This is a genomic window from Streptomyces sp. NBC_00443 (genome assembly GCF_036014175.1).
In the GTDB taxonomy this organism is placed as follows: Bacteria; Actinomycetota; Actinomycetes; order Streptomycetales; family Streptomycetaceae; genus Streptomyces.
The window spans coordinates 8,009,174-8,022,463 of the sequence record NZ_CP107917.1 but is presented as its reverse complement, the minus strand read 5'-3'; the positions used below and the strand labels follow the sequence as shown (position 1 = coordinate 8,022,463).

Annotated in this window: 13 protein-coding genes; 4 read left to right on the top strand and 9 right to left on the bottom strand. The window is 70.1% G+C overall.

Going from position 1 to position 13,290, the window contains the following annotated elements; all coding sequences use genetic code 11:
• Nucleotides 1–22 precede the first annotated feature (22 nt).
• Complete coding sequence (locus tag OHO27_RS36550; protein ID WP_328429211.1) at nt 23–718, top strand: class I SAM-dependent methyltransferase; 696 nt, start codon at nt 23–25, stop codon at nt 716–718.
• Here OHO27_RS36550 and OHO27_RS36545 read toward each other — a convergent pair whose 3' ends face one another.
• Both OHO27_RS36545 and OHO27_RS36540 read right to left on the bottom strand, forming a co-directional pair.
• Nucleotides 719–1,093, bottom strand: a complete 375-nt coding sequence (locus tag OHO27_RS36545) for a fic family toxin-antitoxin system, toxin component (RefSeq protein WP_328429210.1) — start codon at nt 1,091–1,093, stop codon at nt 719–721.
• A 4-nt stretch (nt 1,094–1,097) separates the two neighbouring features.
• Nucleotides 1,098–1,337 carry a toxin-antitoxin system HicB family antitoxin gene (locus OHO27_RS36540; protein WP_328429209.1) on the bottom strand — a complete coding sequence of 80 codons (240 nt, stop codon included), beginning with the start codon at nt 1,335–1,337 and terminating at the stop codon, nt 1,098–1,100.
• Between the two features lie 241 nt (nt 1,338–1,578).
• On the opposite strand from OHO27_RS36540, the gene OHO27_RS36535 reads away from it, so the two are divergent.
• The 3 genes from OHO27_RS36535 to OHO27_RS36525 are packed head-to-tail and all read left to right on the top strand — an operon-like array spanning nt 1,579 to nt 5,990.
• Nucleotides 1,579–2,460, top strand: a complete 882-nt coding sequence (locus tag OHO27_RS36535; RefSeq protein WP_328429208.1) for an ABC transporter ATP-binding protein — start codon at nt 1,579–1,581, stop codon at nt 2,458–2,460.
• 4 nt (nt 2,461–2,464) lie between these two features.
• Complete coding sequence (locus OHO27_RS36530) at nt 2,465–5,038, top strand: ABC transporter permease (protein WP_328429207.1); 2,574 nt, start codon at nt 2,465–2,467, stop codon at nt 5,036–5,038.
• 46 nt (nt 5,039–5,084) lie between these two features.
• Nucleotides 5,085–5,990, top strand: coding sequence for an LLM class F420-dependent oxidoreductase (locus tag OHO27_RS36525; protein ID WP_328429206.1), 906 nt, complete (start codon nt 5,085–5,087; stop codon nt 5,988–5,990).
• A gap of 139 nt (nt 5,991–6,129) precedes the next feature.
• Here the strand turns inward: OHO27_RS36525 and OHO27_RS36520 are convergent, their stop codons facing one another.
• The 7 genes from OHO27_RS36520 to OHO27_RS36490 form a co-directional block, all read right to left on the bottom strand.
• Nucleotides 6,130–6,825, bottom strand: a complete 696-nt coding sequence (locus OHO27_RS36520) for a hypothetical protein (protein ID WP_328429205.1) — start codon at nt 6,823–6,825, stop codon at nt 6,130–6,132.
• Nucleotides 6,826–6,879: 54 nt separating this feature from the next.
• Complete coding sequence (locus OHO27_RS36515; protein ID WP_328429204.1) at nt 6,880–7,710, bottom strand: glycoside hydrolase family protein; 831 nt, start codon at nt 7,708–7,710, stop codon at nt 6,880–6,882.
• A gap of 18 nt (nt 7,711–7,728) precedes the next feature.
• The gene (locus OHO27_RS36510) at nt 7,729–8,226 is read right to left on the bottom strand and encodes a CAP domain-containing protein (RefSeq protein WP_328429203.1); all 498 of its coding nucleotides are present in this window, start codon (nt 8,224–8,226) and stop codon (nt 7,729–7,731) included.
• Nucleotides 8,227–8,358: 132 nt separating this feature from the next.
• Complete coding sequence (locus tag OHO27_RS36505) at nt 8,359–9,573, bottom strand: ROK family transcriptional regulator (protein WP_328429202.1); 1,215 nt, start codon at nt 9,571–9,573, stop codon at nt 8,359–8,361.
• Between the two features lie 176 nt (nt 9,574–9,749).
• Entirely contained in the window at nt 9,750–10,448 is a 699-nt protein-coding gene (locus tag OHO27_RS36500; protein ID WP_328429201.1) for a response regulator transcription factor, read from the bottom strand.
• Nucleotides 10,449–10,577: 129 nt separating this feature from the next.
• Nucleotides 10,578–11,492: an AraC family transcriptional regulator gene (locus OHO27_RS36495; RefSeq protein WP_328429200.1), complete on the bottom strand. Its 915-nt coding sequence runs from the start codon at nt 11,490–11,492 to the stop codon at nt 10,578–10,580.
• A 180-nt stretch (nt 11,493–11,672) separates the two neighbouring features.
• Entirely contained in the window at nt 11,673–13,160 is a 1,488-nt protein-coding gene (locus OHO27_RS36490) for a sensor histidine kinase (RefSeq protein WP_328429199.1), read from the bottom strand.
• Nucleotides 13,161–13,290 lie beyond the last annotated feature (130 nt).

Genomic DNA, 13,290 nt, shown 5'->3' with positions numbered 1-13,290 from the left:
CCGTCCCGCCCGGGAGGTCCCCATGGCCCTACGGTCCCCACGGTCCGCCGCCTCCGGCAAGGTGCCACGGGATGCCGTGCACCACCCGCTGTTCGCCCGCTTCTACGCCCGGACCAGCGTCAGCGCCGAGACCCGGATGGGCATGGGCGGCGTCCGCGAACGGCTGCTGGCCGGGCTGTCCGGCCGGGTGATCGAGATCGGCGCGGGCAACGGCCTGAACTTCGCCCACTATCCGAGTGCCGTATCGGAAGTCGTCGCCATCGAACCGGAGCGCCTGCTGCGGCAGTTGGCGGTGGAGTCGGCGCTGCGCGCGGGCGTGCCCGTCGACGTCGTGCCGGGCGCGGCGGAGGCGCTGCCGGTCAAGAGCGAGGCCTTCGACGCCGTGGTGCTCTCGCTGGTGCTGTGCAGCGTGCGGGACGTGCCGCGGGCGCTCGGTGAGGTACGGCGAGTGCTGCGGCCCGGCGGTGTCGTGCGGTTCTTCGAGCACGGCCGGGGCGGCGGGCGCGCCATGCTCCTCACCCAGCGCGCCCTGGACCGGACGGTGTGGCCGCTGGTGAGCGGTGGCTGCCATGTCTCCCGCGACCCGGTCGGGGCGCTGCGCGGGGCAGGCTTCGAACTCGGCCCCGTCCGGCGGGTGATGATGCCGGAGCAGGGGCCGACGCTGCCCTCGTCGTACTGCGCTCTCGGGACGGCGTGGCGTCCGCCGATCAGCGAGTAGTCACAGGCTCCACTGCCGGAGTTCCCGCGCGATGTCGTGCACCGTGGCCTCTCCGCTCTTCACCAGCCGCGCCAGGTCGCGCACCTGTTCGGGCGAGGTGACGACCTTGAGGCCGCTGGCGACGAGATAGGCGTAGGCGACGGCGGAGGCGAACAGGGCGTTGGAGCGCTCCAACGCGGGGACGTGGATGAGGAGCTGGAGCAGGGATGCGGCTCGGGTCTGCGGGCTGTCGTAGACAGGGACGTCGAATATCTCGGCCTCATGGCGTGCGACGGCCGCGACGAGGGCTCCCCAGTCGGTGACCTGGGGGTCCCCCGGCGTGTTCTGTTCGGCGAGCATCAGCAGCCAGGCGAGGTCGATGTTCAGATGGCTCAACGGATCAGTGGCGACCTTCGCGCGTGCCCTCACGGTCCGCGCCGAATTCCTCGGCGAACACGGACTCGTACTGCTTCATGAAGTCGGCGGCGGCCTCCACGAACGTGTTGCCGACCTCGCCGGTGTCCTGCATGACCAGCTCCTCGATGTAGCGGTTGACGCTCACACCTCGGGCCAGCGCGCGTTCGCGGGCGGCGCGGGCCGTGCCCTCGTCCACTCTCACGTTCAACTGGGTCTTCGCCATACTTCGAAGCTAGCGCGATCGCGCTAGCACGGCAAGGGTCCACCCCGGGAGACCGGCCGGAGACCAAGGGGTCGCCCGGGATCAGCGGGTGTCCCTTACACCGATATCAGGGACCCGACCTGGGACGGAGACGGACCGGGACCTCGGGGGGATACCAGGTGTGTGGTGGATCACATTAGTCTCGGCGGTGACGACGAGTCGTTCCGTCGAGTCGTCCCGTCCGTTCCGTGAGGAGGCGGTCTTGTCCACAGCAGCTGCCCAGTACGTCCCGGGCCCCGCGCCGGCCGCCGGCATCGCGGCCCGCGCGCGCGGTCTGACCAAGGCGTACGGCTCGGGTGAGACCGCGGTGCTCGCCCTCGACTCGGTGGACGTGAACATCGCGCGCGGGCGCTTCACCGCCGTCATGGGGCCGTCGGGTTCCGGGAAGTCCACGCTGATGCACTGTCTGGCGGGCCTCGACAACGTCTCGGCGGGGCAGGTGTGGCTCGGCGACACCGAGATCACCGGGCTGAAGGACCGGGAGCTGACCCGGCTGCGGCGGGACCGGATCGGGTTCATGTTCCAGTCGTTCAACCTGATCCCGACCCTGAACGCGGCCGAGAACATCACCCTGCCCATGGACATCGCGGGCAAGAAGCCCGACGAGAAGTGGCTGGACCAGGTCATCGACACCCTCGGGCTGCGGGACCGCCTCAAACACCGGCCGTCCCAGCTCTCCGGCGGCCAGCAGCAACGCGTCGCCTGCGCCCGCGCTCTGGCCTCCCGGCCTGAGCTGATCTTCGCGGACGAGCCGACCGGCAACCTCGACTCGCGAGCAGGCCTGGAGGTGCTCGGCTTCCTGCGCGAGGCCGTCGACCAGCTGGGGCAGACCGTCGTGATGGTCACCCACGACCCGGGCGCCGCCGCCCACTCCGACCTGGTGCTCTTCCTGGGCGACGGGCGGATCGTCGACGAGATGGAACGGCCGACGGCGGATGCCGTACTGGAGCGCTTGAAGCGTTTCGACGTGACCCGCGGCCCGTTCGACGGCGGCGGCCCGGCGCCGGGGGCGGTACCGGACGACCGGCCGTCGTCCGCCTCGCCCGCGCCGACCGAGTGGCCCGCCCCGCCCGAGGAGCGCTGACCCGGTGCTCAAGGCGACGCTCAGGAGCTTCCTCGCCCACAAGGGGCGGCTGCTGCTCTCCGCCCTGGCGGTGATCCTGTCCGTCGCGTTCGTCGCGGGCAGCCTGATCTTCTCGGACACCGTCAGCCGCACCTTCGACCGGCTGTTCGCCTCGACCGCCGCCGACGTCACCGTCACCCCGAAGGAGACCTTCGACGAGACGATCCCCTCCGGGCAGACCCTGACCCTGCCGGCCTCGCTCGCCGACCGGCTGGCCCAGGTCGACGGCGCCGCGGCGGCACGCCCGGACGTGGATGTCGAGGGCCTCACCGTCGCCGACAAGAACCGCGAGTCGGTGGGCCCGACCACCGGCGCCCCGACCCTCGGCACCGCCTGGAACCCGACCGAGCGCAGCCCCGTGGAGCTCACCTCCGGGCACGCCCCCAAGGGCGACGCGCAGGTGCTGATCGACGCGGAGACCGCCGACAGCAAGGACGTACACATCGGCGACCGTCTGACGGTCATCGGGCAGGAGGGCTCCTTCCCGGTCGAGGTCGTCGGCATCGCGACCTTCACCACCACCAATCCCGGCGCCGCACTGGTCTTCTTCGACACCGAGGCCGCGCAGACGAAGCTCCTCGGCGACCCGAAGGCGGCCACCAGCATCTCGCTCGACGCGGCCGAGGGCGTCAGCGACGCGGACCTCAAGCGGCGGGTGGCCGAGGCGCTCGGCGGCGACACCGGCCCCTACGAGCTGCGCACCGCCGACGAGCAGGCCGAGTCGGATGTCGAACAGCTGGGCGGGTTCCTCGACATCATCAAGTACGTCATGCTCGGCTTCGCCGGGATCGCCGTACTCGTCGGCGTCTTCCTGATCGTCAACACCTTCTCCATGCTGATCGCCCAGCGCACCCGCGAGCTGGGCCTCCTGCGGGCCCTCGGCGCGGACCGGCGCCAGGTGCGGCGCTCGGTCCTCGCCGAGGCGCTGCTGCTCGGCCTGGTCGGCTCGACGCTGGGCCTCGCGGCCGGCATCGGGCTGGCCGTCGCGCTCATCGAGCTGATGGGCCTGCTGGGCATGAACATCAGGGCCGCCGAGATGGTCATCGGCTGGGGGACGCCGGTGGTCGCGTACGTCGTCGGCCTCGGTGTCACCTTCGTCGCGGCCTACCTGCCGGCCCGGCGCGCGGCGGGCGTCTCGCCGATGGCGGCCCTCGCGGACGCCGAGATCGCCGACATCGGACGGCCGCTGCGGCTGCGGGCGGTCGTGGGCGCGGTGGTCGGGGCGGCCGGGGCGGCGGCGCTCGTGGGCTGTGTCGTGTCGTCGAAGACATCGACGGCGGCGTCCCTGCTGGGCCTCGGCGTGATCCTCACGCTCATCGCGACCGTGATCGCCGGCCCGCTGCTCGTACGGCCGGTGATCCGGGTCCTCGGCGGGGCCTTCCCCGCACTGTTCGGCTCGATCGGCCGGATGAGCCAGCGCAACGCCCTGCGCAATCCACGCCGCACCGGCGCCACGGCCGCCGCCCTGATGGTCGGCCTCGCGCTGGTCGGCGGGATGTCGGTGGCGAGCGCCTCGATGACCAAGTCGTTCGACGAGCAGATCGACAAGACGCTGGGCGCCGACTTCGTGGTGCAGAACAGCAACTTCGTACCGTTCCCCCGGGAGATCACCGACCGGATCCGGGACACCGAGGACGTGGGCCTCGTCGTGCGCTCGCAGTTCACGACGATCGCGGTACGCCTGCCGGACGGCGACCGCGTGCAGACGACCGCCGCGGCCTATGAACCGCAGCTCGACGAGGTCGCCAACATCACCTACGCACAGGGCGACAGCGCGGCGGCCCTCGCGGACGGGCGCCTCGCCATGGACAAGGACTTCGCCGAGGACCACGGCGTACGCGTCGGCAGCACCGTCGCCGTCGAGTTCCAGGGCGAGCGGCGGGCCGAGCTGACGGTGGGTGCCCTCACCGACCAGGAGTCCGCCGACGGGTTCGGCTCCCCGGGCGGGATCTTCTTCGGCCTGGCCACACTGCAGAAGTACGCGCCCGGCGGGCAGGACGCGGCCGTGTACGTCAACGCCGCCTCCGGCACGAGCGCGGGTGATCTGCGGGCCGGCCTGGAGAAGACGCTGGACCCGTATCCGCAGGTGCAGGTCCGGGACATCGCCGACTACAAGGAGCTCGTGCACAACCAGATCGCCGTGCTGCTGTACCTCGTGTACGCCCTGCTCGGCCTCGCGATCATCATCGCGGTGCTCGGCGTGGTCAACACCCTCGCGCTGTCGGTCGTCGAGCGCACCCGGGAGATCGGGCTGCTCAGGGCCATCGGGCTGGCCCGGCGGCAGCTGCGCCGGATGATCCGCCTGGAGTCGGTGGTGATCGCCGTGTTCGGCGCTGTCCTCGGGCTGGCGCTGGGGCTGGTGTGGGGTGTGTGCACCCAGCAGGTGCTGGCGTTGCAGGGCATGACGGCGCTGGCGATCCCCTGGGGCACGATCGTGGCGGTGGTGATCGGCTCGGCGGTGGTGGGTGTCGTGGCGGCGTTGCTGCCCGCGTTGCGTGCATCGCGCATGAATGTTCTGGCGGCCATCGCACACGAGTGATGGAATCGCGGCAGCTGCTCAAGTCCCTTGAAGCCGAGGAGAGTTCATGTCGCGACCGGTGGGCCCATGTCCGTTCCGCTTCGGCGTCAACCTGATGACCGCCGCCCCTGCCGACGAGTGGCGCGCCAAGTGCCGCCGGGCCGAGGAACTCGGCTACGACGTGATCCTGGTCCCGGACCATCTGGGCATGCCCGCGCCGTTCCCGGCCCTGGTCGCCGCGGCCGAGGCGACCGAGCGGCCGCGCCTGGGCACGTTCGTGCTCAACGCGGGGTTCTGGAACCCGGCCCTGCTCGCCCGGGAGGTGGCCACGACCGACGCGCTGACCGGCGGTCGGCTGGACCTGGGGCTGGGCGCGGGTTACGTGCAGGCGGAGCACGATACGGCGGGTCTGCCGTTCGGCACTCCTCGCGAGCGCGTGGACCATCTGCGGCGCACGGTGGAGGAGCTCGGGCGGCTGCTCGGGGACGAGTCGTACCAGCCGCAGCCGACGCAGAAGCCGCGGGTGCCGCTGCTGGTCGGCGGCAATGGAGACCGCGTGCTGCGCCTGACCGCCGAGCACGCCGACATCGCGGCGTTCGGGGGCGCGTACCCGGACCCGAAGAGCTCGACCGGGCGGCTGCTCCCCGTCACGGCCGAGCAGCTCGACGAACGGGTGTCCCGCTACCGGAAGTTCGCTGCGCGCCGGCCGGAACCCGCCGAGCTGAACCTGCTCCTCCAGATGGTGACCGTCACGGGAGACCGCGAGGCCGTGATCCAGCCGCTCCTGGACCGGGTGCCGGAGCTGACCCTGGAGCAGGCCCTGGCGCTGCCCATCGTCATGACCGGCACCCTGGACCAGATCACCGCGCAGGTGCTGGCCCAGCGCGAGCGGTACGGGTTCTCGTATCTGACGGTCCTGGAACCGTACATGGAGGCATTCGCCCCGGTGATGACGCGACTGCGCGACAAGTAGCCGTCCGGATACCGGAACTGCACAGCTATGGGTACGCCGGCGCCGCACCGCGACGGCGAAGGCCGACCCCACTGGGAGGCCGGGCCCCGTCATCGCGTATCCCGACGGATTCGCCGTCCAGGCATGACTACTGGCGTCGCTAACAGCTCATCGCCTTCACCTGGTCGGCGAAGGAATCGAGCAGCTTGCGCTCGTCGGCCTTGGTGTAGTCCTTGTTGTCGAAGGCCAGGAACGAGTTCCTGCCGAATTCGATGGCGCGGTTCTTCACCTCGAGCAAAAGGCTGAACCCGGACGGAACAACTCCGTTGTCGTTCTTCTTGTAGTGGGCGGTGACCCCGAGGGTGACGATCTTGTATTCCGCGTTGCACTGCTGGGTCTTGCTTCCCACCGACTTCAGGATCCTGTCGGCCGAATGGGTGACCGGAACGACGTTGGCGCGGTGCCCCGCCCCTCTGACGCCGGCGGGGATCATCCGCGCGCCCAGGTGCCCGGGACCGCCCCACTCACCCACGATGGTCTCGCACATGCCGGACTTCGGGTCCCGGTCCACAGCCCCGACCCGGATGTCGGCGTGGGCCGGCCTGCCCAGCTTGTCCGTCCTGTACGTATGCCAGGAGGGGCCCGCGGGGTCCATCCGATAAGTGTGCTTCTTCTGGAGGTACTTGGCGCAGGGGATCTCCGCCGCCGCCTCCGTCACGCTGACCTGGGCGGCCTGAGCCTGGTCCGGGGACCCGGTGTCGGCATGGGCAGAAGAGCCGGCGCCCGCCATCACGGCGAGAGAGGCAGTGGCGGCCAATACCGCCAGGACACGCACCTTGGGCTGACGATCGCGCATTTGTCGTCCTTCCTGAATAGAGAAGAGGGGGAATGAAGAGAGAGAGGGATCTCGTTACCGCGCGGCGCGGTAGGCGGTGCCCACGCGGTTGGCCTTCGCGCCGTTGTAGAGGCCGGTGCCATGGCCGCGCTGCGTGGACAGCGTGAACCACGCATACCGCTTGACGTACGGCAGTTCTTCCAGCATGGCGTTCGACATCTTCACGAATGCGGCCTGCCGCGCCTTGGTCGGATACCTCGGAGTACCGGTCGAGAAGTCGATCAACGCGTATTCCGTCAGCCAGATGGGCTTCTTGTAGCGCTGGTGCACGGCACGGAGGTAGTTCTTCAAGTGACCGGTCGCGGCTCGGGCGTTGAAGTCCGAGCCGTACCAATGCAGGGGAATGAAGTCGACCCGGTAGCCGCGGGCGGCGGCGCCTTTCATGAAGCGGTCGAGCCAGCCACCGGCCAGGTCACCGCCGGTGGCCACCGCGGGTGCTCCAAGGCGCATTCCGGTCGACTGCAGCCGGGGCCACAGGTCGAGCGCCTCCTGCACGGACATCTTCGCCTGGTCCGCCCGGTCGGGTTCGTTGAATCCGAGCAGGTTCCTGCCTTGTGCCTCGGCCCGTTCGAGATGAGCGTCGGTCACGAAGTCGCGACCCCAGATCATGGGCACGAACTCGACGCCGGGCGGGGGCTTGATCTTCTGCTTGTCAGAGGCCCAGGTGTAGAACCAGCCGACCTTCGCGTCGGCCATCGCCCCGGTCACCCCGTTGAACTTCCAGGCGCTGATGCCCTTCTTCTTTGCCGCGGCGGCGGATGCGCTCGCATCGGCCTGGTTGCTCCCGGTGGAGGTGAGCATGGTCAGGACGGCCAGCAGCACCACCAGTAAGCGCAGCTTTCGCATGACTTCCACGCTCCCGGGTCAGAACTTGGCGCCGAAGTCCTGCGTCCAGTAAGTCCCGTGAGCGGTATTTGACTTCTTCACGTAGCCGACGCCCAGATGCTTGAGCGAGCAGTTGAGAATGTTGGCCCGGTGCCCCGGGGACCGCATCCAGCCCTTCACGACCGCGGCGGCGCTCTTCTGGCCCGCGGCGACGTTCTCCGCGAGCGAGCTGAAGCCGGTGTAGCCTGCCGCCCTGGCCCTGGTCACCATCGTGCTGCCGTTGGAGCCGTCGTGGCCGACGAAGTTGTGCCTGGCCATGTCGGCGGAGTGCCGCTGGGCGGCCTTGGCGAGCGCGGGGCTCTTCTTCAGCTTGGGGCAACCGGCTTTGACCCGTTCGGCGTTCGTCAGTTCTAACACGCCGGCTCGCAGCGATTCGGCGGAGGGTGCCGCCGATGCCGACGCGGTGGATACGGCCGACAACGCGGTGGTGGCCGCGGTGACCGTCAGTACCGTGGCGAGGTACCTGGATATGTGCATTCTTTCCGTCCCGTCTGGTCGGAGTTTCGGGTGATGAGCAGCCCGAACTGCGCGAGCCGAGCGCTGATTCGACTCATGTGAGCTTTCCATTCCGGATTGAATGCGGTCAATTTAATCCGGTTCCGCCGACCTTTAATTCGCGCGCAGGCCGCCCGACATCCTGTCCGCCGCGCCAAGCCCCTTTCCGACGGAATGCGAAGGAGCCCTGCCGGGCTGCCGCAGGAGTGACGCGGCTCCGAGGGCGGCGGCGTGGTCGCCCAACTCCGCGGGCCGGACGAGCAGCGAGGGCCGCGAGCCGCACCGCACGACGTTCGCCAGCAGTTCACGCCGCACCGACTCCATCAGGGTCGGGCCTGCGGTGACGAGTTCACCGCCCACGACGACGATGCCGGGTTCGAGTGCGTTGACCAGACCGGCGAGCACCCTTCCCACGTGTGTGCCGGCCCGCTGCAGCACAGCGTGGGCGGCCGGATCTCCGGAACCCAAGGCGGCCACCAAGTCCGGTAATTCCGCCCCGGGTCGGTACGCGTCCAGCATGGCCGTGGTCGAGGCGAAGGTCTGCAGACAGCCCTGGCCGCCGCAGGGGCATGGCGCGCCTCCGGGCTCCGCGCTGATGTGCCCGAACTCCCCCGACCGGCCGTGCGCGCCACGGTGCAGCACGCCACCGCTCACCAGCGCCCCACCGACCGGGTCCGAGAGTTCCAGGTAGAGCACGTCTCGCTGTCCCTGGGCCGCGCCCCAGACCGTCTCGGCCAGGGCCGCGAGCCGCGCGGAGTTGTCGAACCGCACCCGTGTGCCGAAACTGCGGCCCATCATCACCGCCATGGCCCGCTGGTCGAGCGCGGCCGGCGAGTCGGTTGCCGGGCGCGTCACTGCGACTCCCACACCGTTCAGGGCGTCGAGTCGCAGCCGTCCACCGGTCAGGGTGCCGGCGAGCCTGCGCGCGATGGCGATGCGGTCCGGCCACGGGGCCGTGGGGGAATGCCTTTCACGCGCCGTACCGATGACGTCGTGCTCCTGGACGCGGCGCTTCGGGCCGTGGCGCTCCAGGCCGTGGCGCTCCAAGTGGTCGCGCCGCAAGTCGTCGCGGTCCCCTGCCACCGCCACCACGCGTACGGTCCGCCGCCCGAAGTCGATGCCGAGCACCCGGCCCGCCTCGGAGTTCAGAACCAGCTTCTCCGCCGGGCGCCCGCGCCTGCGTGGAGTGCTGTCCGGCACCGCGGCGATCACCTGGCCACTGTCCACGAGCCTGCTGACCACCTCGTACAGCGTCGTGCGCGACAGCCCGGACAGCTGCCCCAGCTCGCTCCGTGTCAGCGGGCCGAACTCGCGGAGCAAGCGCAGCATCTGATCCCCGTACTGTTTCCGTGCCCATGTGGTGTTGCGTGTCGCGTTCGGCACTTCTGCCCCCTCCTCGCGGCAGAACCGGCCTGCCGCAGGGAGGAAATTAGGGACCGTTCTTGTGGATTCCTTGTGATCGGGCCCCCTCCTGAACCGCCCCTTCCCAGCGCGCGAGCAGGCAGTCAGGCCGGGCCGTTGTTCACGCGGAGCACGAATCCGACACCGCGCACGGTGTGCAGGATGCGGGGCCGCCCGTCTGCCTCTGTCTTGCGCCTCAGATAGCTGACGAACGTGTCCACGGCGTCGGTACGGACGCGGGCGTCGTAGCCCCAGACGTGTTCGAGGAGCTGACCGCGGGTCAGGACGAGGCCCGCGTTCCGGGCCAGCATCTCCAGGAGGTGGAACTCACGGGGCGTCAGGTGCAGGGGCTGCCCGTCCAGCCATGCCTGGCGGGCGGACGGTTCCACGACCAGGCCGCCGACCTGGACCCGGTCGTTCGCGGCGGGAGGGCGGCGGCGCAGGAGGGCGTGCAGGCGCAGCGTCAGTTCCTGGAGCGCGAAGGGCTTGACCAGGTAGTCGTCGCCGCCGGCCCGCAACCCGGCGATCCTGTCGGCCACTTCGTCCAGCCCGGAGAGCATGAGGACGGGCACGTCGTCCCCGTTCTCACGCAGTGTCCGGCACACGTCGATGCCGCTCATCTCGGGCATGCAGACATCGAGGACCACGATGTCCGGACGGAGTCTGTCCATCAGCTCCATCGCGGAACGACCGTCACCGGCCAGCGCCACCTCGAATCCCCCGAGCCGGAGTCCGCGTTCCAGCGAGCGCCGCGTGCTCACGTCGTCGTCGGCCACGAGAACTCGTCCGGCCCTGCCGGCCATGCGTCGCTCCTCTCAGGGCGTTGCCCACGCCTGCGGGCTGACGTCACTCATAGGACTGATCGACCGTCCCGCTCCAGCGCGCGGAGTGTCTGCCTGAGCATCTTTTCACTCACGCCCTCCAACTCCCGCTCACAGCGGGGTAATGATGGGCCCCGGACTCCGCCAGCTCCCAAGGGACGAGGACGAGGCTGCGGGCAACTCGGGCCGCATCGTGCGGTACTGCGACGGTGTGCAGCCCATGACCCGGCGGAAGCTCCGGGAGAAGTGCTCGGAGCCCGAGAAGCCGCAGCGCTGGCCTATGGCCGCGATGGTCTCGGTGCCGTTCTCCAGGTGCGTTCGCGCCCAGGCGATCCTCAGCTCGGTGAGATACCGGTAGGGCGTTGCGCCCGTGGCGTTCTTGAAGCAGCGCAGGAAGTGAAAGCGGCTGAAGGAGACCAGGGCGGCGAGATCGTCCAGGGTGATGGGCCGCGCGAAGTTGGCCCGCATGTACGAGGTGATGGTCTCCAGTTGCCGCTGTGTGAGACCGCCCGCCGGCTCCTTCGGGGCGACGGCGCGCGACCGCGGAATGCGAAGGTGGGCGAGGATGAAACGCGCCGCCGAGTCCGCGTACACGTCGTCGGCACCGATTTCGCTGGCGGTCACCACCGCCTTCACCATTTCTGCGAGCACCGGGTCGGAGGTGACAGCCGGACAGGGGTGCGGGGACTGGCGCTCCCCCATCCGGAATTCCTCTCCGCCGAGCCGGCGCACCATGGCCTCGGGAATGGCGAGGGACGCGATCACGGCGGGCCTGTTCCCTCTCGGCGACACGACCAGCGGCCGGTTCGGTTCCGCTGGTGTGACGCAGACGTCCTCCGGCAGCAGGATCGTCTCCCGCGTGTCCCCGCGGCCCCCGTGGACGGCGAGAATACCGCTCACGTGCACACTCAGCCCGATTCCCGCAGACGGCGGTACCGGAAGCGTGTGCACGCCCTTGCCCAGCGTCCGCTTCCGCACGTGCAGCGCACGCCACATCGTGTGGGCCACCGCGGTGGTTCCGTCCAACGTCGGCGTTCCTCTCACTCTCGGGTCCGACAGCTCTCTCCGGAACCATGACAAGGAGGAGGCGCCGTTCTCAAGGAATCCCTGCGGGAAAAATCGACGCCGGGCGGGATTAATTCAGCACGGGAATTACCGACCCCTGAATTCCCGACCCCGGGTCGGGTGAATTCGAGCCGGCAGGAATCAGCCTCGGGCGGCATTGATGCCGGACGCCTCAGCCGTGCCGCTCAGCCAGTCGCGGCGAAGCAACGGCAGTGTGTGCTCGAACTCCCGCACGCCGGTCAGCGGCAGCCGTACCTCGCAGCGTGTGCCGCCCAGCACGTCCGGGCGGTCCGACATCGAGACCTGCCCCTGGTGCAGGGTGACCTGCTGGGCGACGAGGGTGAGGCCCAGCCCGGAGCCCGGGCTGTCCGGACCGCGCCAGAACCGTTCGAAGATCTTCTCCCGGCGCTCGGGCGGGACCCCGGGGCCGTCATCGTCCACGGTGAGTACCGCGATCCGCTCGCCCGGCCGGCCGGACTGCCTCAGGGTCACCGCGACGCTGGCGGCACGTGCGCCGACCCTGCCGTGCACCCGGGCGTTGGTCAGCAGGTTGTCCACCGCCGAGCGCAGCCCCTCCGCCCAGCCGTGCACGATCAGGCCCGACGCCGCCCGCACGGACACCTCGGTCCCGGGGTGGGCGCGGCGCAGCCCGTCGACGCAGGAGTGCACCAACTCCCCCAGGTCCAGCGGCGCGAAGGCCTCCGCCTCGACCAGATCGCCCTGCGCCAGAGTCCGCAGCATCGTGAGCAGGCCGACCAGCCTCTCCTGCTCGGCCACCAACTCGGCCAGCACCTCCGCCCGTTCCTCCCGGTCGAGCTCGAACGGGCCAGCCAGGACGTCCAGGTTGGCGCGGATGCTCGTGAGTGGCGAACGCAGCTCGTGGGAGGCCGCCGCCGCGAACGACCTGGCCGTGGCCAACGCCTCCGCGGTACGTGACACCTGCTCGTCGTAGCGGCTGAGCACTGTCTGCAAGGTGAGCGCGAGGTCGTCGACCTCGGCGATGCGGGTGGGGCGGTGCTCCAGCCGCGCGGAGCTGGTGCGCGGGTCGAGTCCGCTGGTACGCCGTTGCAGCCGGCGCAGCGGCAACACCGCCTGGTCGGCGATGGCCCAGGCGACCGCTCCCGCCAGTGGCAGGGCCAGCGCGGCCCCGGCGTACACACGCTGGCGCACCAACGCCAGCTCCTCCTCGACGGTGTCCGGTGAGAACAGCCACAGGTTGGGCCGGTCCCGTTTCCGGTCGATCGCGACGGGCAGCGACAGCACCAGCCAGTCCCGGCCTTCGACGGTCACCTTCAGCGGCTTCGGGGCGCCGTACGGCAGCTGTGCGGGCGGGACTTGGGGACCGGCTCGCAGCGTGCCGGTGGGCCCGGCGACCCATACGCCCATGCCGCTGGTGGACTTGATGAGCCGCTGCCGGCGGACCTCCTCGACGACCGGCTGGCCGGTCCCGGCCGCGTCCAGGTAGTTCTTGGTGTTCTTGGCCACGACGGTGGCACGAGCCTGTAGTTGGGCGTCCTGCTGCTGGCGGAGGTCGTCGGTTATCAGGCTCAGCAGCAGCCACCCGCAGGCCACGATCAACACGGGTACGCCGCCGCCTACGGTGAAGGCGAGCCGGGTGGAGAGTTTCACCGGCCGCCACCGGTCGTCCGCTCACCGGCATCCGTACGCAGCACGAAACCCTCGTCGATCATCAGTACTCGCCCCGCGTGACCTGGCACCCGCACTCCGCCGACTCCGGACGACCCGGCCCGTCCGGTGT